Annotated in this window: 19 protein-coding genes, 1 pseudogene and 1 other annotated feature; of the genes and pseudogenes, 14 read left to right on the top strand and 6 right to left on the bottom strand. The window is 55.7% G+C overall.

Features of this window, described 5'->3' with window-relative positions; genetic code table 11:
- Nucleotides 1–152: 152 nt before the first annotated feature.
- Together ACR0QW_RS08190 and ACR0QW_RS08185 are read right to left on the bottom strand one after the other, a co-directional pair.
- Entirely contained in the window at nt 153–695 is a 543-nt protein-coding gene (locus ACR0QW_RS08190; protein ID WP_432643203.1) for an AbrB family transcriptional regulator, read from the bottom strand.
- 53 nt (nt 696–748) lie between these two features.
- Nucleotides 749–1,213 (bottom strand): annotated as a pseudogene (locus ACR0QW_RS08185) (AbrB family transcriptional regulator); the annotation flags it as partial.
- Between the two features lie 185 nt (nt 1,214–1,398).
- Between ACR0QW_RS08185 and ACR0QW_RS08180 the strand changes: the two are divergent.
- The 6 genes from ACR0QW_RS08180 (at nt 1,399) to ACR0QW_RS08155 (ending at nt 7,430) form a co-directional block, all read left to right on the top strand.
- A complete protein-coding gene (locus tag ACR0QW_RS08180) occupies nt 1,399–2,787 on the top strand; it encodes a WG repeat-containing protein (protein WP_432643202.1) in 1,389 nt (462 codons plus the stop codon).
- Nucleotides 2,788–3,108: 321 nt separating this feature from the next.
- Nucleotides 3,109–4,374 (top strand): 3-isopropylmalate dehydratase large subunit, encoded by a 1,266-nt coding sequence (leuC, locus tag ACR0QW_RS08175; RefSeq protein WP_432643201.1) that lies wholly within the window; start codon nt 3,109–3,111, stop codon nt 4,372–4,374.
- On the top strand, nt 4,371–4,853 hold the full coding sequence (locus ACR0QW_RS08170; RefSeq protein WP_432643200.1) for a 3-isopropylmalate dehydratase small subunit: 483 nt from the start codon (nt 4,371–4,373) through the stop codon (nt 4,851–4,853). The genes leuC and ACR0QW_RS08170 overlap by 4 nt, the downstream gene beginning before the upstream one ends.
- Nucleotides 4,853–5,926 carry a 3-isopropylmalate dehydrogenase gene (gene leuB / locus ACR0QW_RS08165; protein ID WP_432643199.1) on the top strand — a complete coding sequence of 358 codons (1,074 nt, stop codon included), beginning with the start codon at nt 4,853–4,855 and terminating at the stop codon, nt 5,924–5,926. The genes ACR0QW_RS08170 and leuB overlap by 1 nt, the downstream gene beginning before the upstream one ends.
- Before the next feature lie 65 nt (nt 5,927–5,991).
- On the top strand, nt 5,992–6,555 hold the full coding sequence (locus ACR0QW_RS08160) for a DNA-3-methyladenine glycosylase I (protein WP_432643198.1): 564 nt from the start codon (nt 5,992–5,994) through the stop codon (nt 6,553–6,555).
- 80 nt (nt 6,556–6,635) lie between these two features.
- On the top strand, nt 6,636–7,430 hold the full coding sequence (locus tag ACR0QW_RS08155; protein WP_432643197.1) for an MBL fold metallo-hydrolase: 795 nt from the start codon (nt 6,636–6,638) through the stop codon (nt 7,428–7,430).
- 46 nt (nt 7,431–7,476) lie between these two features.
- Here ACR0QW_RS08155 and ilvN read toward each other — a convergent pair whose 3' ends face one another.
- The 3 genes from ilvN to ilvC form a co-directional block, all read right to left on the bottom strand.
- On the bottom strand, nt 7,477–7,980 hold the full coding sequence (gene ilvN, locus ACR0QW_RS08150) for an acetolactate synthase small subunit (protein ID WP_432643196.1): 504 nt from the start codon (nt 7,978–7,980) through the stop codon (nt 7,477–7,479).
- Nucleotides 7,977–9,674, bottom strand: coding sequence for a biosynthetic-type acetolactate synthase large subunit (ilvB, locus tag ACR0QW_RS08145; protein WP_432643195.1), 1,698 nt, complete (start codon nt 9,672–9,674; stop codon nt 7,977–7,979). Before ilvB ends, ilvN begins: the two co-directional genes overlap by 4 nt.
- A 98-nt stretch (nt 9,675–9,772) precedes the next feature.
- Nucleotides 9,773–10,783 carry a ketol-acid reductoisomerase gene (ilvC, locus tag ACR0QW_RS08140; protein ID WP_432643194.1) on the bottom strand — a complete coding sequence of 337 codons (1,011 nt, stop codon included), beginning with the start codon at nt 10,781–10,783 and terminating at the stop codon, nt 9,773–9,775.
- 88 nt (nt 10,784–10,871) lie between these two features.
- Nucleotides 10,872–11,109 (bottom strand) — a binding site (T-box leader).
- Between the two features lie 251 nt (nt 11,110–11,360).
- Here ilvC and ACR0QW_RS08135 point away from each other — a divergent pair.
- The 4 genes from ACR0QW_RS08135 to ACR0QW_RS08120 all read left to right on the top strand — a co-directional run bounded on the left by ACR0QW_RS08135 (nt 11,361) and on the right by ACR0QW_RS08120 (nt 15,679).
- Complete coding sequence (locus ACR0QW_RS08135; protein WP_432643193.1) at nt 11,361–12,959, top strand: hypothetical protein; 1,599 nt, start codon at nt 11,361–11,363, stop codon at nt 12,957–12,959.
- Nucleotides 12,956–14,389 (top strand): sensor histidine kinase, encoded by a 1,434-nt coding sequence (locus ACR0QW_RS08130; RefSeq protein ID WP_432643192.1) that lies wholly within the window; start codon nt 12,956–12,958, stop codon nt 14,387–14,389. Before ACR0QW_RS08135 ends, ACR0QW_RS08130 begins: the two co-directional genes overlap by 4 nt.
- Entirely contained in the window at nt 14,364–14,993 is a 630-nt protein-coding gene (locus ACR0QW_RS08125) for a response regulator transcription factor (RefSeq protein WP_432643191.1), read from the top strand. The genes ACR0QW_RS08130 and ACR0QW_RS08125 overlap by 26 nt, the downstream gene beginning before the upstream one ends.
- A gap of 194 nt (nt 14,994–15,187) precedes the next feature.
- Entirely contained in the window at nt 15,188–15,679 is a 492-nt protein-coding gene (locus tag ACR0QW_RS08120; protein WP_432643190.1) for a hypothetical protein, read from the top strand.
- A 53-nt stretch (nt 15,680–15,732) separates the two neighbouring features.
- On the opposite strand, the gene ACR0QW_RS08115 is transcribed toward ACR0QW_RS08120, so the two are convergent.
- Entirely contained in the window at nt 15,733–16,611 is an 879-nt protein-coding gene (locus tag ACR0QW_RS08115; protein WP_432643189.1) for a hypothetical protein, read from the bottom strand.
- Between ACR0QW_RS08115 and ACR0QW_RS08110 the strand changes: the two genes are divergently transcribed.
- The 4 genes from ACR0QW_RS08110 to ACR0QW_RS08095 all read left to right on the top strand — a co-directional run bounded on the left by ACR0QW_RS08110 (nt 16,610) and on the right by ACR0QW_RS08095 (nt 20,409).
- Nucleotides 16,610–16,843 (top strand): hypothetical protein, encoded by a 234-nt coding sequence (locus ACR0QW_RS08110; RefSeq protein WP_432643188.1) that lies wholly within the window; start codon nt 16,610–16,612, stop codon nt 16,841–16,843. The genes ACR0QW_RS08115 and ACR0QW_RS08110 overlap by 2 nt on opposite strands.
- Before the next feature lie 247 nt (nt 16,844–17,090).
- Nucleotides 17,091–18,515: an SPFH domain-containing protein gene (locus ACR0QW_RS08105; RefSeq protein ID WP_432643187.1), complete on the top strand. Its 1,425-nt coding sequence runs from the start codon at nt 17,091–17,093 to the stop codon at nt 18,513–18,515.
- An 18-nt stretch (nt 18,516–18,533) separates the two neighbouring features.
- Entirely contained in the window at nt 18,534–19,637 is a 1,104-nt protein-coding gene (locus ACR0QW_RS08100; RefSeq protein ID WP_432643186.1) for a hypothetical protein, read from the top strand.
- Between the two features lie 10 nt (nt 19,638–19,647).
- Nucleotides 19,648–20,409: a TPM domain-containing protein gene (locus ACR0QW_RS08095; protein ID WP_432643185.1), complete on the top strand. Its 762-nt coding sequence runs from the start codon at nt 19,648–19,650 to the stop codon at nt 20,407–20,409.
- Nucleotides 20,410–20,582 lie beyond the last annotated feature (173 nt).

Raw genomic sequence — 20,582 nt, 5'->3', positions numbered from 1 at the left:
TTTCAGTTCTTCGTGGTGGTTGAGTTGAAATTCAGTTTAGGTATGTCTTATTTTATATAAAACATAGGGGTCTTGTGAACAGGAAGTCCACAAGACCCCAACATTTATTATAGAACCTTGTTTTTGTGGGGACGGTGCATGGAAATTTATTTTTAGGCCCCTTTTTCCGTTGGCCTGAACATCTTCCGGATGGCGAAAGGGACGCCCAGGGCCAGGATCAGCACCCGGATCAGCTGGTAGGTCAGGATGACCGCCACATCCTGCCGCATTTCCATGCCGGACAGGCACATTTCGGCGATGCCGCCGGGAGCCAGGGCCAGGAAGGCCGTCAGGGGAGTGAATCCGTAAATCCGGGAAAGGAGTACCGCAAGGAGGGCACTGGAAATCACCATCAGCAGGGAACCGATCAAAATGTTGGGAATCAGGGACCGGGTCTTCAGCAGTTTCTCCCGATTCAGCATGGTGCCGATGTACAGGCCGATGTGGAGTTGGGCAAAAGCCATGGCCGGCGCCGGGATCCGGGGTACGCCGCCCTGCCAGCAGGCAAACAGGGCCGTGGCGATGATGGGGCCCAGCAGCTGGCTGGTGGGCATGTGTCCCTTCCTGGCCAGATAACGGCCGCCCAGAGCCAGGGGGAAGACAGCAGCCAGCCCGGGTGGAACAGGCTCAGAAAGTCGGCTGCGCTGGTATCCCACAGGCTGGGACCGGTGAGCCGGATTACCTGACCTCCGAACAGATTGACAGCCAGAAAGGGGACGCTGATTTCTACCACAAACAGCCGCAGGCACTGGGAGACCACCACTACGTTCTGGTCCGCTTCTTTATAATCTTCCATGAGCACCGTCATGGCTGTGAGTCCGCCGGGCAGGCAGCCCATGACGGAACTGAGAAGATTGGCAAAGGTGTGCCGGTGCATATAGACGGCCACACCTACGGAAACGGCCAGGGTGAACAGGGAGGCTCCGAAGATGCCCAGGGTCTCCTGGCTCAATTTGATGAAAGTTTCGGGGGTGCAATTGCTGCCGATGCCGTAGCCGGCTACGCCCAACATGGCATTGCGCCACTGTTTGGGCCAGTGGAAGGAACTGTCCAGGAAAGCGCTGAGGACAAAACCGGTGGCGATACCTCCCAGCATATAGGGAATGGGGATGCCCAGCTGCCGCAGCCCGAACCCAATCAGGGCAGCAGCCAGGAAGGCCAGTACTTTTTTCATGATGATGCTCCTCTCTGTAAGATACTTTTATATTATAGAAAATTCCTGCCATACTGTAAAATCTTAATCGTGTCATGGAATCATTACAAAAGTGATATAGGCAGCGGGGAATCGGGCTCATCTTCATGATTCCTGCTGCGTCCCTGTGGTACAATAAAGACAGTGAAGAAGCGGAGGTGTTCTGGATGAGATATGGGAAACTGGCTGTTGTACTGGGGCTCTGCCTGTCCCAGACGGCTCTGGCGGCCGGCCATCTGGCTGTGGTGGAAAAATCCGGCAAGCAGGGAGTCATCGATACCACCGGCAGGGAAATCCTGCCCTTAAATTATAAAAACGTGATCCTTGGGGATCCCAGGGAAGAACCGGTGATCCTGTTCCAGGAAAAGGGACGATACGGCCTGACAGACCGGGAAGGAAAAGTGCTCCTGGCGCCTGCCCTGAAGAAAATCACCGATGGGGGAGAAGGTTATCTGGGCGGGCAGACCGGCAAGACCTGGAGCTTCTATAATCTGAAAGGCGAAAAGCTGCCCGGGGACTATGAAGCGATCCAGGCTTTCCGCGAAGGGCTGGCTCCTGTGAAGCTCAGGGGCAAATGGGGTTTCGCCGATGCAGCCGGAAAAGTGGTGATCCAGCCTCAATATAAGGAGGTCCATGGCTTCAGTGAAGGGCTGGCTGCGGTGAAAACGGATCAGCAGTGGTCCTATATCCGCAGGGATGGTACGGTACTGCCCAGCGTCAGCGCCAAAAAGGCCGGGGATTTCCACCAGGGTGTGGCTGTAGTGGACGGCGGCTGGCTCATGGACACCAGCGGTAAACGGTATGCCAAACTGAAAAAGTATTCCTACGTAGGTGATTTCCAGGATAACGGACTGGCTGAAGTGGGTGTACGCCGGGCCAGCCGCAGTTTCCTGGATTATCTGTCCATCGGCTGGGGCTGGGGCGGTCCCGGCTGGGGAATCGGTCCGGGCTGGGGACCCTATTGGGGCGATGTGGGTTATGGCTATCATCACCATCACCATGGCTGGGGCTGGGGCGGCGGCATCAGTGTCTCGCCGGTCGTGGCCATGCCTTCCAGCCTGTATCGGGGCTATGTGAACAAAAAGGGCCAGGAAGTGATTCCGCCCAACTACAGTTTCGTCTCTCCTTTCTATGGCAGGTACGCCCTCTTCCGGGACGACGGCCACTGGGGCATGCTGGATGAAAAAGGACAGATTGTGATCCCTGCAGCCTATGATGCCCTGCTGCCGTTCAGCCAGGGTCTGGCGCCTTTCGCCTCGGACAAAAAATGGGGCTTCATCGATGCTTCCAACCAGGTGGTGATCGCCAACCGGTTCGACAGTGTCCAGGCTTTCCTGGAGGACCGGACTACGGCTGTGGAAAAAGGTAAAGGCGGTGTCATCGACAAATCCGGCAATGCGGTGGCTCCCTTCCGGGAGGAACTGCAGCAGCTGGGACCTCTTGCGGCGGACCGGGCTGCTTTCAAGGACAGCCGTACCAAAAAATGGGGCTATATCGATGAAAATGCCAAAGTTGTCATTCCCGCACAATATGACAAGGCAGGATTGTTCGACTAAATTTTAAAATTAGCTACAAAAAACTATTGACACTTGCTGTCAATGATGTATAATGTAAACCATACCATTTCAAACGAATACAGGCTATGAACGGGAATAAAACCGCAGGAACTTCCAGAGAGCTGGCGTTGGGTGCGAGCCAGTAAGCGAGGACGGTTTTTCTGGCCCGGGAGCTGCAGAGGCGAAACAAGCAGTAGCTTCTGCCGTCTACAGTGCGTTAGGCTGAATGAGACCCAACATAGGGTGGTACAGCGATCCTTCGCCCCTATCTGCTTTGCAGCAGGTAGGGGCTTTTTGGTGCAAGAGAGAGGAGTCATACAAATGGGAATGACAAGAACACAAAAAATCCTGGCCCGGCATGCCGGCCGGCCGGAAGTGGAAGAGGGGGAACTGCTGGTTTCCCAGGTAGATCTGACCCTGGCCAATGATATTACGGGGCCTCCTGCCATCGACGAATTCGACAAAATCGGCCGTCCTGTTTTCAATAAGGATAAGATTGCTTTGGTGCCGGACCATTTCTCTCCCCCCAAAGACATCAAATCGGCCACACTGTGCAAACATATGCGGGATTTTGCCCGGAAACACAATATTACCAATTATTTCGAAGTAGGCCGCATGGGCATCGAACATGCCCTGGTGCCTGACAGCGGCCTGGTGGCACCGGGTGAACTGGTCATCGGAGCTGATTCCCATACCTGCACCTATGGTGCCGTGAATGCCTTCTCCACCGGAGTGGGTCAGACCGACCTGGGAGCTGCCATGGCCAGCGGGCAAACCTGGTTCAAGGTACCCAAAGCCATCAAGGTGGTACTCACCGGCAAGAAACCGGATTATATTTCCGGGAAGGATGTGATCCTGACCCTGATCGGCATGATCGGCGTGGACGGAGCTCTGTATCAGTCCCTGGAATTCTTTGGAGAAGGGGTGGGCGAACTGTCCATGGCGGACCGGTTCACCATCTGCAATATGGCCATCGAAGCCGGTGGCAAGAACGGGATCTTCCCTGTGGACGACAAGACCCGGGAATATCTGAAGGAACGAGGCGTTACCCGGAAATGGGAAGCCGTGGAAGCAGACGATGATGCGGTCTATGCCCGCACCATTACCATAGCCCTGGACAAACTGGTGCCGGTGGTGGCGTATCCCCATCTGCCGGAAAACACCCATCCTGCTGCGGAAGGCAGGGACATCGCCATCGATCAGGTGGTCATCGGTTCCTGCACCAACGGCCGGTACGAAGATCTGGTTTCCGCTGCCCGCATCCTGAAGGGCCGGAAAGTCAGCGACCGGGTACGCTGCATCATCATCCCGGCTACCCAGGAAATCTACAAACGGGCCATGGACAACGGATTGCTGGATATTTTCATCGAAGCCGGCGCCGCGGTTTCCACTCCTACCTGCGGACCCTGCCTGGGCGGCTATATGGGCATCCTGGCAGCCGGTGAACGGTGTGTTTCCACTACGAACCGGAATTTCAGAGGCCGCATGGGCCATGTGGACAGCGAAGTGTACCTGGCCAGCCCGCTGACGGCAGCCGCCAGCGCAGTGACCGGCCATATCACGGATCCCAGGGAGGTATTGAAATGAGTAAGGTTTGGCGTTACGGAGACCATGTGGACACGGATGTCATTATTCCCGCCCGCTATCTGAACATCTCCGATTTCAAAGAATTGAGCGAACATGCCATGGAAGACATCGACACCACCTTTGCCCCCAATGTGCAGCCCGGGGACATTATCGTGGCCGGCCGGAACTTCGGCTGCGGGTCCTCCCGGGAACATGCTCCCATCGTTATCCAGCAGAAGGGCATCAAATGCATCATTGCAGAAAGCTTTGCCCGGATCTTCTACCGGAATGCCATCAACATCGGCCTGCCAGTGCTGGAAATCGGCGATGAGGCCAAAAAAATCGAAGCCGGGGACCAGGTGGACGTGGACCTGGATCAGGGCGAGATCCATGTGGTCAATAAAGGCATTACCATCAAGACCCATCCGCTGCCGGCCTTTGTCCGGAAAATCGCAGAAGCGGGCGGTCTGATCAACTATGTGAAAGGAGCCCATGCCTGATGAAAGTTACCGTATTGGCCGGGGACGGCATCGGTCCGGAGATTACCGATGCAGCCCTGGAAGTCATGAAGAAAACGGCGGATGTGTTCGGTCTGGACATTTCCTACGATCATAAACTCATGGGGGGCTGTGCCTATGATGCATTCGGAACTCCCCTGCCGGAAGAGACCATTGCCAGTGCCAAGGCGGCGGACGGTGTGCTGCTGGGCGCTGTGGGCGGCCCCAAATGGGACCATATCGAAGATGTGACCAAGCGGCCGGAAAAGGGCCTGCTGGGCATCCGCAAGGCCCTGGGCCTGTACTGCAACCTGCGGCCGGTGCAGGTGCGTCCCTATATGGCCCATCTGTCCCCTTTGAAGACGGAACGGGCAGAAGGAGCCGATCTGGTGATTGTCCGGGAACTGACCGGCGGCATCTATTTCGGGGAACACAAGGAAGCCGCCATGGTAGACGGTGTGGAAACCGCCTCGGATATTGAAAAGTATACCCGTCCCGAAGTGGAACGGATCGCCATCAAGGCTTTCGAGGCTGCCCGGCTGCGTCGGGGCAAGGTAACCAGTGTGGATAAGGCCAATGTACTGGGGTCTTCCCGCATGTGGCGGAAAATCGTCACCGAACTCCATGACGAAAAGTATCCCGATGTGGAACTGAACCATTTCTATGTGGACAACTGCGCCATGCAGCTGGTGCTGAATCCCAGACAGTTCGATGTGATCCTGACCAACAACATCTTTGGGGATATCTTGTCGGATGAAGCCTCCACCATTGCCGGCAGCATCGGGCTGCTGCCTTCTGCCAGCCTGGGTGACGGCACGGGCCTGTACGAACCCATCCACGGCAGTGCACCGGATATTGCCGGAAAGGGCATTGCCAATCCGCTGGGAACCATTTTGTCAGCGGCCATGCTGCTGCGGTATTCCCTGAAGCAGGAAGCTGCGGCCAAAGCCATTGAAGCCGCTGTGGACGATGTGATGAAGCAGGGCTACCGGACGCCGGATCTGGCCGGTGAAGGGCTGACAGTGATCAGCACCTCCGAAATGGGCCATAAGGTAGCGGAAGCGGTAAGAAAATAAGTCTCAGATCTCTCGCCGATGGTGAAAATCGCCATCGGCGATTTTTTAGATAAGGAGTAAAAAATATGCCAACCTGGGCTGATGGGAAACAGCGGTGCTTCTGGGCCAATCCGAAAAACCAGCGGTACATCTGCTATCACGATGAAGAATGGGGCGTGCCGCTCCATGACGACCGGAAGCTGTTTGAACTGCTTCTTTTGGAAACTTTCCAGGCCGGGCTTTCCTGGGAATGTGTACTGAACAAGCGGGAGGCTTTCCGGGCCGCCTTTGACGATTTCGACCCGGTGAAGATCGCCGCTTATGATGAAGCCAAACTGGAAGCCCTGCGTCAGGATCCGGGCATCATCCGGAACCGGCTGAAGATCCGGGCGGCGGTGACCAACGCCAGGATTTTCCTGGAACTGGCCCGGGAATGGGGTAGCTTCGACAGGTATCTGTGGCATTTCACGGAAGGGAAGATTTTGCAGGAACACGACGGCCGAACCCATTCGGAGCTGTCCGACAGCCTGTCCAAAGCATGGAAAAAGCTGGGCATGAAATTCGTGGGCACCACGGTGGTCTATTCCTATCTGCAGGCCGCAGGCGTGGTGGACAGCCACGAGCCGGGGTGCTTTAAATATCGTGGGTAAGGGGGAGCAATATCTTTATGGTGATCCATGCGTCGGGCCGATAAAAGAGTATAATAGAGACCAGAAGAGGAGGTCATACAATGCAGATCCAACAGATTCGCAATGGTACCAATAAAATTGTCTATGGGGACAGAACGTTCCTTCTGGATCCCTATCTGGGAGAAAAGGGAGCCCTGGGGGCGCTGGCGGATGTTTCCGGCCAGCCCTATAAGACCCCTGATCCGGTGAAGATGCAGCTGCCCATGCCTTTTTATTCCCTGCCGTACCCTATAGAGAAAATCCTGGCGGGTGTCGATTATTACCTGTTCACCAGCCTGGCGGCGGATCACATTGACAGGGCTGCGGACGGCACAGTGGGAGCGCTGCTGGACAAAAAGATCCCGGCCCTGGTACAGAACGAAACGGATGCGGCTCTGCTGCGGAAATCTGGTTTTGCCGACGTACAGGTGGTGTCGGAGGACGGTACGGAGCTGGGGGAAATTACCCTGGTGAAGACAGCTGCCTGCCACGGCAAGATCATTCCCACCGGGGACACCATGGGCGTAGTGTTCCTGAAGGAAGGGGAAAAAGCCCTGTATGTGGCCGGCGATACCATCTGGTATGATGGAGTGCGGCAGGTGCTGCAGGACTTTAAGCCCCGGGTGGTGGTAGTGAACGGCTGCGCTGCCACACTCCTGGGATGCGGGCGTCTTTCCATGGATGATGAGGACATCGAGAGCGTGTCCCGGAACCTGCCCGATGCAGTAGTGTACGTGACCCATATGGACAACGATGCCGCAGCCTGTATTACCCGTCACGAAATGCGGGGCCGGCTGACCAGCCGTGGTGTCACCAGCTACATCATGCCCAGGGACGGCCAGACGATCCATTTTTAAAGGTAATAAAAAATCAGGTACCGCAACTGCGACACCTGATTTTTTATTACATTTTCTTGACTGGAACCAGTCCGCGGGAGAGGGAAATCTGCCCGGTGCGGGCGATTTCGATGACTTCGTAGTCTTCCAGCACTTCCAGGAGGGCATCGATGTGGTCCTCCCGTCCGGTGACCCGGAGTACCAGGGATTTTTTCTGCACGTCCACTACCTTGGCATGGAACAGATCGGCCAGATTGGTCAGTTCCTCCCGCACCTGGGGCGTGGGGGCGCTGACCTTGATCATGGCCAGTTCGTAGCTTACGAAGGGAGCATCGTCCAGGTTCACTACCTTGATCACATCGATGAGCTTGGCCAGCTGTTTGATGGCCTGATCCAGCTCGTATCGGTCTTCTACGGATACCACGATGTTGATCCGGGTCACGTCCCGTTCTTCCGTATAGCCGGCGTTGATGAACTCGATGTTGATGGCACGGCGGCTGATGAGTCCGGCCACATGGGTCAGTACACCGGGCTTGTTGTCGGCCAGGATGGCCAGATGCTGTCGGATCATTTTTCGTCACCTCCCGTTACCATTTCATCCAGCTTCTTGCCGCCGGGTACCATGGGATATACGTTTTCATCCGGCGGAATGGCCACTTCCAAAAGGGCCGGACCCTCCTGGGTGAACAGCTTGTCCAGGGCTTCCGCCAGCTGGCTTTCCTTTTCCACGGTCCAGCCGGGGATACCCATGGACTGGGCAATCCCTGCAATGGAGGGCGTGGCTGTCAAATCAGATTCTGAGAAATGGCCATGGTAGAACATGCCCTGCCACTGGTGCACCATGCCCAGGGTATTGTTGCACAGCACTACGGTCTTTACGGCGATACCGTACTTGTGCAGGGTGGCAAATTCCTGGCAGTTCATCATGATGCTGCCATCCCCGGTGACCAGGACCACCGGCAGTTCCGGCCGGCCCACCTTGGCTCCCAGGGCAGCCGGCAGGCCGTAGCCCATGGTGCCCAGACCGCCAGAGGAAACAAAATGGCGGGGCTGACTTACCGGATAGAACTGAGCCGACCACATCTGGTGCTGGCCCACATCCGTAGCCACGATGGAATCGGGACCGGCTTTCTGTGCCAGGGCTTTCAGCACTGCCTGGGGCGACAGGCCTCTGTCCGAAGAGGGACGGGTGCCTGCCGGGTGGCTGGCCTTCATTTCCTGCAGCTCCTGCCGCCAGGTGACGGTCTGTACTGCCGCAACGGGTCTGGCTTCCAGCCTCTCCCAGAAGGAGGGCAGGGACCAGCGCAGATCGCCGTTCACACTGAGATCTGCATGGACGATCTTGTTGATTTCCACCTGATCGATGTCGAAGTGGACAATCTTGGCTTTGGGGGCAAAATTTTCCACAGAGCCGGTCACCCGGTCGTCGAACCGGGCGCCTACTGCAAGCAGCAGGTCGCACCCGGTGATGGCCATATTGGCCGTCCAGGTACCGTGCATGCCGGCCATGCCCAGGTTTTCTTCCCAGGTATCCGGAATGGCACCTTTGCCCATGAGGGTGTAGACCACCGGAATGTGGGTGGCTTTTACCAGCTGGCGCAGGGGTTCCGTGGTACCTGACAGGACTACGCCGCCGCCCACCATGAGCAGAGGCCGTCTGGCTTTCCGCAGAGCCTCCAGGGCTGCGTCCACTTCTTCTTCCCGTCCTTTTTCCAAAGGTTTGTATCCCCGCAGGGATATGGTTTCCGGATATTCGTAGTCGAAAGGCGTATCAAATACGTCCTTGGCCACGTCTACCAGCACCGGTCCTGGACGGCCGCTGCGGGCGATGTAGAAGGCTTCCTTCAGCACCCGGGGCAGGTCCTGCACATCCTTCACAAGGTAGTTGTGCTTGGTGATGGGGGTAGTGATGCCGGAAATATCCGCTTCCTGGAAAGAATCCCGGCCGATCAGAGGCGTGGCTACCTGGCCGCTGATCACTACCAGAGGGATGGAGTCGATGTTGGCCGTGGCGATGCCGGTGACCATGTTGCAGACGCCGGGACCGCTGGTGGCGAAACACACACCCACCCTGCCGGTGGCACGGGCATAGCCGTCGGCCGCATGGACCGCACCCTGCTCGTGGCCAGTGAGGATATGGGGGAACTTCATCCGGTACAGGGCATCATACAGGCTCAGTACAGCGCCTCCAGGATACCCAAAGACGACCTGGACCTGTTCTTTCCGTAGACTTTCAATGACTGCTTCTGCACCGGTGATCTTCATGAGTTCCTCCTTCGTGGATAGTTGTTTTTATTTAGTGGAAAGGCAATCCTGACGGATTGCCTTTCTTTGGCTATGGATTGGTGACTGTTTCCGACTGATTATTCGTTCTTGTCGTTTTCATGCAGCCAGGGCATCATGCTGCGCAGCTTTTCGCCCACTTTTTCGATGGGGTGTTCTGCATGCTGACGGCGCATGGCCAGGAAATGGGCACGGCCGCCGGCACGGTTTTCCAGCAGCCAGTCTTTGGCAAAGGTGCCGTCCTGGATTTCGGTCAGGACCTGCTTCATGGCAGCTTTGCTGTCCTGGGTCACAACCCGTTTGCCGGATACATAGTCGCCGTATTCAGCGGTATCGGAGATGGATTTGCGCATCTTGGCCATGCCGCCTTCGTACATCAGGTCCACGATCAACTTCATTTCATGGAAGGTTTCGAAGTAGGCGATTTCAGGCTGATAGCCGGCTTCGCACAGGGTTTCGAACCCGTTGGTGATCAGCTGGCACACGCCGCCGCACAGAACAGCCTGTTCACCGAACAGGTCGGTTTCCGTTTCTTCCTGGAAGGTGGTTTGGATGACGCCGGCACGGGTACCGCCGATGCCTCTGGCATAGGCCAGGGCCAGGTCGAAGCATTTGCCCGTAGCATCCTGTTCCACGGCGAATACATCAGGTACGCCGCCGCCTTCTACGAAAGTCCGGCGAACCAGATGGCCCGGGCCTTTGGGAGCGACCATGAACACGTCTACATCAGCAGGGGGAACGATTTGTTTGAAATGGACGTTGAACCCATGGGCAAATGCCAGAGCGCTGCCGCTTTTCAGGTTGGGACCGATTTCGGCTTTGTACACATCTGCCTGTTTTTCATCGGGGATCAGTACCATGGTCACATCGGCTTCCGCAACAGCTTCACCAACGGTCTTTACTTCCAGGCCGGCTTTGCGGGCTACATCGGCGGATTTGCTGCCTTTGTACAGGCCAACTACGACTTTTACGCCGCTTTCTTTCAGGTTCAGGGCATGGGCATGGCCCTGGCTGCCATAGCCGATGACGGCTACCGTCTTGTCCTTCAATACGCTCCAGTTAACGTCCTTGTCATAAAATACTTTTGCCATGGGAAACATCTCCTTTGAAAATAGAAAAAATAAAATGGGGTTGAGCCGCAGAGACAGGCTGGTAAAAAAAAATCCGTCCCTATTGGAAAATAGGGACGGAAGATTCCGCGATACCACCCTGGTTCCCCGGCCATTGCTGGTGCGGGGCACTCTACGACGTACAAACATACGCGCTCCGTCTAACGGGGGAAAGCCGTCCATGCTTACTGGGTTTCAGCAGGCTCCTGGGGGAGGATTTTCTTCTGCCTGTTCCTGCTGGCTCGCACTGGCCGCCAGCTCTCTGGAAGAAACGTTGGTAGAGTACTCGTTCCCTTCATGGGATTTGCCTTATTCATTTGCTTTTGAAAAGGATGTGCTTAGTATACATTGTACAAGAACAGTTGTCAACGGATTTTTTAAAAATATTTCAGAACAGAGAATAACAAACAAAAAGTGTAATAAATGAAATGAAAGTCAGATGTACAAAACAGGAAACTCTCTATCATCTTGATCATCTTGTCATCTGTCATATGATATAATGCAGTAAAGAGACAAAGGATGACATAACAGAGACTATTGTGTCGAAGGAGGCCGCCTGATGCAGATGTTCCTTGCTTTTCTGGATGTGCTGTTCCGGGGCTTCGAATGGGTCAAACAGGTGACGCGGATTCCCTGGATCGCCCAATATCTGCTCTTGATGGTGGCGGCCTGCCTGTGTGGCAGCAGTCTCCGGCGCCGGATTTTCCAACAGGGCGTTCGTCGGGCTGTGATGTGGGGGACGCTGGTCTGGGAACTGTGGCTGTTCATCCGGCTGGGCAAACTGCTGGTTCCCTACACGTTTTGGGAAGAACTCTACCGGCTGCTCTGGTATGCGTATTACCCCTGTATGGGTTCCCTGACCTTTCTGGTCGTATGGATGGGATATGCCAGCAACCGCCCCCCGGAAGACCGGAAAATTCCCCGGTGGCTGCAGGCCTTGGGCCTGCTGGACCTGCTGGTTACAGTCCTGGTGCTGACCAATGACTGGCATCAGGAGGTGTTCCAGATTGTCCGGAGGCAGGGAATGGCTCCGGACAGGATCTATACGTATGGGGCTGTCTATTACGGCATCCTGGGGCTGTACCTGTTTCAGCTCCTATTGGCTCTGGGCTGGCTCGGCTGGAAAGTATGGCAGGAGCGGCTTTGGCGGCTCCGCTGCCTAGTTCCGGCGCTGGTGACTCTGCTGTATTTGGGTTATATAGCCGGCTATATCCTGCGGATTCCGCTCTTTTATCATTCAGAACTGGTGCTGTGGACGTTTCTGGTGTGCCATGTCTGGCTGGAAGCTCTGCTCTGGGCCCGTCTGCTGCCGGGGAACCGGGATTATGAAAGCTGTTTCACCCATTCCCGGCTGGGACTGACCATCCTGGATGGCCGGAACCGGCCTGTGTACCAGTGCCAGCCGTTTCCCCACCGCCAGGAGGAGAACTGGCAGCGGCGGACTATGCCCATTACCGGTGGTCAGGTGGTCTGGTATCAGGCCATGGGGGAACTGCGGAGGAAACAAAAGAAACTGGAAGAGACAAACCGTCTGCTGCAGCGAATGATCCAGCTGCAGAAAAACTGGGAAAAGCTGCGGCGGGAACAGATCCGCCAGCAGGTCCAGTTCCAGATTTATCAGGAAGTGGAAACCATCCTCCAGAGCAAAGGCCCGGTCATCCAGCGTTATGCCCGGTTCCTGGAAACGGCTCGGGAGGGGGAGGAAACCTGGCAGGCCATGGCCCGTCTGAATGTGCTGGCCTGTTATCTGAAGAAACAGTGTGTGCTGCTGCTCCGGGGCCGGGAAGACAATCAGGTACCGGCTCGGGAATTGCAGCTGGCCATCGGGGAATTGTGTCACTATCTGGAACGGGTGGGGCTGAAAAGCCTGGTGGATGTACGGCTGGAAGGAACGCTGCCGGTAGATGCTGCTCTGGAATTCTTCCAGTTTCTGGAGACCGCTTCGGAAGAAGCTGTGCGCCGGGGCCTGGATTCCCAGGTTTGCAGCCTGAAACCCAAAGGGAGTGGCTGGGAACTGACATTGTTATGGGAGAATCAGCCCTGGATCCCTTCTTTTGCAGATGGGATCCAACACCAGTTCCGGGGCATTCTGGGCAGGAAAGAGCTGGGGTACGGACAGTGTCTGGCCCTTCGCTGGGAAGGAGGCCGCAGAAAATGAACCAGGTCTTGGAAGGACCCTTTCTTCTGGTGATGGGAATGTGTGCCGCCGGTTTGCTGGGCCTGCTGAGTCAAGGTATTCTGATTTACGGCCTGCTTCCTCTTGGAAAATTCCGCTCTTGGCGGAGAAAAGGGTTAGAAAGTTGCATCTTGGGGATTCTGATCCTTTTCTGTACCTGGTCCCTGATGCTGTTGGAAGCCTGGCTGGGGGAAAAAGTTCCCTTTCCCTGGCTGCGGATTCTTCAGATGGCTTTTTGTCTGGGCATCCTGGGCTTTTCCTGGATCCGGCCGGAAAAAGGGACTGGGTGTCTCTCTGCCTGGGCAGCGGCGGTAGGACTAGCTGGACTGTTTTCTCTGACGGAAGCTGGTGCGTTTTGGGGTTATGGAGCTGTCCTGGGGCTGGTCCTCTGGAGGAATTTCCGGGAAATCCCCAGGGTCTATCAGCAGAACCAGGGACAGATCACGGTTTATTCCATCCAGGAAGCCATCGATTCTCTGGAGGATGGGGTCCTGATTACCCTGTTCCGGGGTGATCCGGTATTGATGAATCTGGCCATGTTCCGTTATGTGGAACAAATCCTGGGCCTGGGGGTTCGAAATGGAAATGTGCTGTGGCATCTGCTCCAGGAAGTGCGGAAACCGGGTTTGTACAGGGAAAAACAGGGCGGGCAGCTGCTGTTTTGCCTGGCAGACGGGCGCTGGATATTGTTCCGGAGGGAGTCGTTGCTTCTGGGGGAGGAAGCGTGCTGGCAGCTTACGGCCAGTGAAGTGACGGAACTCCAGCGGCTGAACGTGACGCTGGAACGGCAGACTCAGCAGCTGCAGCAGCAAAGTACAGAGCTGAAGGAGCGATTGGGGCATCTCCAGGAACTCCAGAGCCGGGAAACCCTCCAGGAGCTGAGAATCCGGCTCCATGACCTGCTGGGACAGCGGATCAGCCTGCTCCAGCAGGTACTGAACAACCACAGATTGGCTGACTACAGCCGGATCATCCCTCTGGTGGGGAATCTGCTGTCTGACGTGCGGGAAGAAATACGGGTAGAACCCCGGGTGCAGCTGAAAGATCTGATCGCTGTCTACCGGCGGCTGGGAGTGGGGGTGACCCTGCGCGGCACGCTGCCTGCTGGGGGAAAAAGGGAGGAGCTGGTGGTCCGGATTTTGCGGGAGGCGCTGACCAATGCAGTCTGCCATGGCCGGGCCAGCCAGGTGACGCTGGTCCTCCGGCCGGAAGGAATCGTGATCCAGGACAATGGAACGGGGTGTTCCGGTTCTATCCGGGAGGGCGGCGGTCTTTCCGGGATCCGGAGACGGGTGGAACAGGCAGGGGGCACGGTGGAATACCGGGGGATGCATCATTTCACTTTGAAAGTCCGCTGGAGAAACGAAGAGAAAGTGGGGGAGAAATATGATCCGAATCCTGTTGGTGGATGACCAGAAGATCCTGTTGGATGGGCTGGTGAAATTGTTCGAACCGTATGGAGATATCGAAGTGGTGGGGATCCTGCCCTTTTCGGAAACAGCGGAGGTCATGACCGGACGCCTCCAGCCCGATGTGATTTTGATGGACATCTGCATGGAGGGTAAGACCAGTGGTATCGACTGCACCCGGAAAATCAAACAACATTTTCCCAAAAAGAAAGTGATCATCATGACTGGCTTCCAGGATATGCACTTCGTCGAACTGGCACAAAAAGCAGGGGCGGACAGCTTTATCTACAAGGAAAGTTCAGCGGAGGAATTCGTGGAGTGCATCCGGAAGACCGTGTCTGGAGCGCATCTCTTTCCGGATCTGAAGAAAAGGGCCACCTTTGGTTTTTATAATGCGACTCTGACGAAACGGGAAATCGAGATCCTCCATCTGGTTTGCCAGAATATGAGTTACCAGGAGATTGCGGACGTACTGCATCTGACCAAGCGCACCGTGGGTTTCCACATCAGTAATATGCTCAGCAAGACCGGCCACAAAAGCATCGTAGGTCTGGCCGTAGAAGCTGCTGAGAAGGGGTACGCCAGTATGCCGGAGCAGGAAGAGTGAAGGAAATCGCAGCGAATAAAGAAAGTATTGTCTTTGCCTGGTATAAGCATTTCGGGATGAAATGAGCTGAATTAAAAAGAGCAGACGAGCAGGTGCAGCCCCTGTATGAAACTACAGTGTGAATTATCGAAAAACTCTATATAATGGAGCTGACGAATCAAGATATCCAGGCAGAATATGAAAAGGAGGTTTTTATGAAAAAATGCATTCTCAGCGTATTGGCTGTCCTGCTCTTTTTAGGCAGTGCTCCGGTTTTCGCTTGTGAAGAGGGAAGAGAGCTGCAACGGGGACAGGTACGATCAGTATTCAGGAAAGAAGCGGCCCGGCAGGCAGATGTGTTCCTGAAGAACTGGAAAACCATCCGCTCCAACCGCATCGATACAGATCCCACGGTGGAATACTGTATGGTGGACCTGGACCATAACGGCCGCCTGGAAATCCTGGCCCGGCCGGAATCCAATCGGGACAGGACTCCCTGCTGCTGGGAAATCAACGAAACCAGGACTGGCATTACAAAACAGAATAAAAAATGGGTGAGAAAACATATGGACAAGCAGATCCTGCCCTGGATGATACCTCATCCAGAAACGGCTGCAGGCCCCTGGACAGGGAACAATGAAAATCTGAAGAACATGCTGCTGGACAGTTATGCAATCTACGCAGGCCGGAAGGATGCTTTTGGGTAAGGAGATACCATGCTGCAGCGCAGCGTGAAATGTAACAAGTTTGACCGCGTACGTTAAAAGTATGCGGTCAAACTTGTTCCCAGGACGAATTCATGGAAATTCCTTGTAAAGGGACCGGTCTTCCGGTTCTGCAGACGGAAACCTTCTACCGCCCACACCAGCCCCGGCGTCACTACATAATCCAATCGGGCTCCCCAGCCCCGGAAGCCCATGCGCCGGAAGAAACCGGTGTCCCCGTCCATGGTATGGTACAGGATGCTGGACTGGGGCTGGTCATAATACCGGAGCCAGGCCTCATGGCTGCCGGCCTTTTTTTCGTCCAGCTGTCCATGCGTTACCGCTGCCACAAAGCCCCGTTCATTCTCCCGGTACCGGTCCCTGTGCTGCCGGCCTTTGGCCTGGAACAGTTCCAGAGAAAGGTTCCATTTTCTTTTTGGACGATATTCCAGGAGGGTGGTCCAGATTTGCTGCCGGTCGAATCTGGTACCGCTGCGGCCCGCGCTTCCAAAAGGAACTGTTGCAGGCAGGGTCTCCTTGTTACGGAAATCCAGATACGCGGTACGTCCCTTCCATTTGCCCTGCTCCCGGTCGTAGAGCAGGGACCAGCCTTTTTTTGTGGTCAGATTGTCATCTCCCGTAGTTTGCCCCGCAAAAAAGGTCAGGCGCCCGGGTGTATTGCCACTGCGGCCGAAGCTGGCCCGGATGCCGTCCACCCGTTTGTCTATTACATTGCCGTCCATCAGGTAATAATTGAATCGGCCCAGCTCCCACTTGGTGTGCTTGTTGACGGATTCCAGGTACAGGCGGGACAGGTACAAGTGCCGGTCTCCGGTATGGTCCTTGTCATCCCGCCGGTCTTCCAGCATGGCTTTGATCCGGGTATCCGGACTGGTGTGGAGGGTGGGGAACAGCCGCAGACGCCGCTGGGCCATGGAGATGGACTGGTCCTGCCGACGGCCGGTGGGCCCCCTGCCGGAGAATCGGCCCCCTGCCGTAGAGCCAGCGCAGGTCTCCGTGGAGTTCCAGGTAGGGATGGCGGCTCTGGCCCGGTTCCAGCTTGCCCGGATCCGGGACGGTCTCCCGGAGAGTTTGCGGCAGAGAATCCGGAGCCGCCTGGACCGGAGCGGCCGTTGCCAGGCACAGGAGACAGAAAAGGGGAAATAAGACCATAGGGACCTCCAATCCATAACAGTTCAGAAAACCAACGATTTTTCAAAAACCTGTATGAAAGCACAGTCCATTTTATCATAATTTTCTGTATGATAGATATAGAGAAAAATGAGGATTTAGATGAAAACCTCCAAATGGACAGCTGCAGCACCAAGGTGGGGCAGCTGGTCTGGCCAGAAGCAAACATCGAATCATGCGGGGAAAGAAAAGAACCGCAGTCAAAGAGAAAGGAAGGTATACCATGGGACTGATCAAAGCGGCAATGGGCGCAGCAGGCGGTGTACTGGCGGATCAATGGAAGGAGTTCTTCTATTGCCAGATGGCTCCGGACATCCTGATGATGAAAGGACAGAAACGGACCAGCGGGCGCAGTTCCAACACCAGCGGCGAGGATAATATCATCTCCAACGGTTCCCGGATCGCTGTGAACAGCGGACAGTGCATGATCATCGTGGAATCGGGGAAAATCGTGGATTTCTGTGCGGAACCGGGAGAGTTTACCTATGACCGCTCCACAGAGCCTTCGGTGTTTACCGGGGACTTGAAGGAGAACGTGAAGAATGTATTCCAGCAGATCGGCAAACGGTTCACCTTCGGCGGGGATACGGGGAAGGACCAGCGGGTGTACTATTTCAATACCAAGGAATTGATCGGCAATAAATACGGTACTCCCAGCGAAATCCCCTTCAAGGTGAAGGATGATACCACCGGACAGGTACTGACCGTCCGTCTTAGGTGTTTCGGGGAATACAGTTACCGGATTGTGGATCCTCTGCTGTTCTATACCAATGTAGCCGGCAATGACTACGATGTATACGAGCGGAGTATCCTGGACGGGCAGTTGAAAAGCGAACTGCTCATGGCCCTGCAGCCGGCTTTTGCCAGGCTTAGTGCCCAGCGCATCGACTATACGGAAATCCTGGCCCATACCTTTGAACTGGCGGAGGCACTGAACGAAGTGCTGTCCAAGAAGTGGTCAGAGCTCCGGGGTATCGAGATCGTTTCTTTCGGCATCAACAACATCAAGGCCAACGAAGCAGATGAAGAAAAGATCCAGAAAATCCAGATGGGCATGACCCTGGGCAGCAATCCCAACATCGCCATGGGGACCATGGCGGATGCTACCAGCGACGCTATGCGGATGGCTGCGTCTAATGAAAGCGGCAGTGGTGCGGCCTTCGGATTCATGGGCATGAATATGGCAGGCAGCGCCGGTTCCGGTATGTACCAGACTATGGCGGCCCAGACCCAGGCTCAGCAGGCAGCTCAGGTACAGGCGGCCCAGACATCGGCAGCGGATACCTGGGATTGTGCCTGCGGGCAAAAAGGAAATACCGGAAAATTCTGCATGGGCTGCGGGAAACAGGAACCTGTTTCCAAACCGGCAGGAAATTCCTGGGACTGCAGCTGCGGCCAGAAAGGGAATACCGGGAAATTTTGCGGGGCCTGCGGCAAACCCAAACCGGAAACGTCGGACGGCTGGACCTGCCCGGGCTGCAAAACGGTGAACCAGGGAAAATTCTGTATGAACTGTGGAGCCAGGAAGCCGGAGGATGTCCCTCTGTACCGCTGTGACAAATGCGGCTGGCAGCCGCCGGATCCCCACCATCCCCCCAAATTCTGTCCCCAGTGCGGAGATCCTTTTGACGACAGCGACAAGATCTGAAACGGGAGGTGAACTATCATGACCGATACCTCGGTTGCTTATCAATGTCCTAACTGCGGCGGTCCGCTGGAATTTGCACCGGGTTCCGCCAAGATTGTCTGCCCCTACTGTGATACGGAACTGGATGTGGCAACGATGGAAGCGCTGTTCGCCCGGAAACAGGAACGGGCGGCAGCTGCCCAGGAAGCAAAGGAGATTCGCTGGAATACAGGGGAGGCAGGCCGGGAATGGGGGTCGGAGGAAGCGGCCCAGCTGAAGGCCTTCACCTGCTCCACCTGCGGAGCGGAAATCGTCAGCGACGAAAATACCATGGCCACCGAATGCTGCTACTGTGGCAATCCTACTATGCTGCCCAACCGGTTCGAAGGGATGCTGAAACCGGATTTTGTGATCCCCTTCAAGAAGACCAAAGAGGAAGCAGTGGCAGCACTGAAAGAATTCTACAAGGGCAAACGGTTGCTGCCGGCGGCCTTTACCGCCAACAATCGGGTGGAGGCCATCCAGCCCATGTATGTTCCCTTCTGGCTGTTCGATTCGGCCGTATATGCGGACGGGGAATTCAAGGGTGAGGAAGATACGGTCTTTGAGACCAGTGATGAAATCGTTACTGAGACCCGGGTGTTCCAGTGCCTACGGAGCGGCCGGATGACTTTTCACAAGATTCCTGTGGACGGCTCCAGTAAAATGGACGATACCTATATGGAGAGCATCGAACCCTTCAATTATGAGGAAATGGTCCCCTTTAGTCCGGCCTACCTGACCGGGTTCCTGGCGGACAAATACGATGTAGATGCAGAAGCCTCCGTGCCCCGAGCCGATGAGCGGGTGAACCGGTCTGCCCTGGAGGTGCTTCAGGGCACCGTCACCGGCTACGACCGATGCAGTCTGCAGGACAGCTACATCCAAAAGGAGGATGACCACGTGGCCTATGCCCTGGCTCCGGTATGGATCCTGACCACCCGGTACCAGGACAAACCCTATACCTTCATAATGAACGGACAGACGGGGAAGATGGTAGGAACCTTGCCTTATGACAACCAGAAATCCCTGCTGTACATGGGGGCTGTGACGGCCATCCTCACACCGGCGCTGTACTTTGTGGCAAAGCTGTTCCTGACGTAAGGAGGTCATTATGAAGAAATTACTGCGCATCCTGGCTCTGCTGGTCTTCCTGGTGGGCTTAGCCGTTTCCGGCTCGGCAGCCCCGGCCCTGGTGTCGGACCAGGCAGGTCTCCTGCGGCCTCAGGAAGTAAAGACGCTCCAGCAGTCCCTGGATCAAGTGAACCGAAAATATCAGGTTCGGCTGGCGGTGGTGACGGTGAAAAGCACCGGAGGCGTTAAAGCCGGGCAATTCGCGAATGCCGTGCTGGACAAGATCAAGGACAGCAACAGTAAAGGGAATATGGTACTGCTCCTGTCCCTGAAAGAGCGGGACTGGTACATTTCTACTGATAATGGCATGCGGAAAATGATTACGGATAAAGCCGGCATTAAAGCGCTCAGCGAAAAATTTCTGCCGGACCTGAAAAAGAACCACTATCCGGAAGCTTTCGACCAGTTCGCCAAAGGCTCGGACGAACTGCTGGCTTATTACCAGAAGGAGGGGAAACCCTTTGACCCGGCAGACCGGTTCAATCCCCTGGCTCTGGCCATTGCGGCGGCGGTGTCCCTAGGCATCGGATTCCTGGTGCGCCGGATCCTCATCGGGCAGATGAACAATGTGCTTCCGGCTCTGGAGGCCGGGGTGTACCTGGATCGGGACAGCTTCCAGCTGGAGAACAGCCGGGATACCTATCTGTATATGAACGTGACCCGGCAGGAAAAGAGCAAAAACGAATCTTCTGCAGTGGACGACAGAGATGACGACCACGGAGGCGGCGGGGGTAAGTTCTGACAAGGAGGAAAGCATGGAACGACAACGGCGGAGTAAACCGTACCCCTTGTCAAGGACAGTTTCTAAAAGTAGAACCCCCTGTTTTAGACAGTTCAACAATTCTGGTACCTTCAAAATGGACATCTGGTAATTGTCTATCAGAAGGCCCCCCAACCATCCAATCACATGCGCGG

Origin of the sequence: Acidaminococcus sp. (assembly GCF_050873445.1) — a bacterium.
Lineage (GTDB): Bacteria > Bacillota > Negativicutes > Acidaminococcales > Acidaminococcaceae > Acidaminococcus.
The sequence above is the reverse complement of the archived record's forward strand: the minus strand, read 5'-3'. Positions and strand labels throughout refer to the sequence as shown.

Excerpts from the sequence above, each read along its gene's own strand:
- ACR0QW_RS08180 (WP_432643202.1), top strand. The coding sequence starts at position 1,399 with ATGAGATATGGGAAACTGGCTGTTGTACTGGGGCTCTGCCTGTCCCAG.
- leuC (WP_432643201.1), top strand. The coding sequence starts at position 3,109 with ATGGGAATGACAAGAACACAAAAAATCCTGGCCCGGCATGCCGGCCGG.
- ACR0QW_RS08170 (WP_432643200.1), top strand. The coding sequence starts at position 4,371 with ATGAGTAAGGTTTGGCGTTACGGAGACCATGTGGACACGGATGTCATT.
- leuB (WP_432643199.1), top strand. The coding sequence starts at position 4,853 with ATGAAAGTTACCGTATTGGCCGGGGACGGCATCGGTCCGGAGATTACC.
- ACR0QW_RS08160 (WP_432643198.1), top strand. The coding sequence starts at position 5,992 with ATGCCAACCTGGGCTGATGGGAAACAGCGGTGCTTCTGGGCCAATCCG.
- ACR0QW_RS08155 (WP_432643197.1), top strand. The coding sequence starts at position 6,636 with ATGCAGATCCAACAGATTCGCAATGGTACCAATAAAATTGTCTATGGG.
- ilvN (WP_432643196.1), bottom strand. The coding sequence starts at position 7,980 with ATGATCCGACAGCATCTGGCCATCCTGGCCGACAACAAGCCCGGTGTA.
- ilvB (WP_432643195.1), bottom strand. The coding sequence starts at position 9,674 with ATGAAGATCACCGGTGCAGAAGCAGTCATTGAAAGTCTACGGAAAGAA.
- ilvC (WP_432643194.1), bottom strand. The coding sequence starts at position 10,783 with ATGGCAAAAGTATTTTATGACAAGGACGTTAACTGGAGCGTATTGAAG.
- ACR0QW_RS08135 (WP_432643193.1), top strand. The coding sequence starts at position 11,361 with ATGCAGATGTTCCTTGCTTTTCTGGATGTGCTGTTCCGGGGCTTCGAA.
- ACR0QW_RS08130 (WP_432643192.1), top strand. The coding sequence starts at position 12,956 with ATGAACCAGGTCTTGGAAGGACCCTTTCTTCTGGTGATGGGAATGTGT.
- ACR0QW_RS08125 (WP_432643191.1), top strand. The coding sequence starts at position 14,364 with ATGATCCGAATCCTGTTGGTGGATGACCAGAAGATCCTGTTGGATGGG.
- ACR0QW_RS08120 (WP_432643190.1), top strand. The coding sequence starts at position 15,188 with ATGAAAAAATGCATTCTCAGCGTATTGGCTGTCCTGCTCTTTTTAGGC.
- ACR0QW_RS08110 (WP_432643188.1), top strand. The coding sequence starts at position 16,610 with ATGGAGATGGACTGGTCCTGCCGACGGCCGGTGGGCCCCCTGCCGGAG.
- ACR0QW_RS08115 (WP_432643189.1), bottom strand. The coding sequence starts at position 16,611 with ATGGCCCAGCGGCGTCTGCGGCTGTTCCCCACCCTCCACACCAGTCCG.
- ACR0QW_RS08105 (WP_432643187.1), top strand. The coding sequence starts at position 17,091 with ATGGGACTGATCAAAGCGGCAATGGGCGCAGCAGGCGGTGTACTGGCG.
- ACR0QW_RS08100 (WP_432643186.1), top strand. The coding sequence starts at position 18,534 with ATGACCGATACCTCGGTTGCTTATCAATGTCCTAACTGCGGCGGTCCG.
- ACR0QW_RS08095 (WP_432643185.1), top strand. The coding sequence starts at position 19,648 with ATGAAGAAATTACTGCGCATCCTGGCTCTGCTGGTCTTCCTGGTGGGC.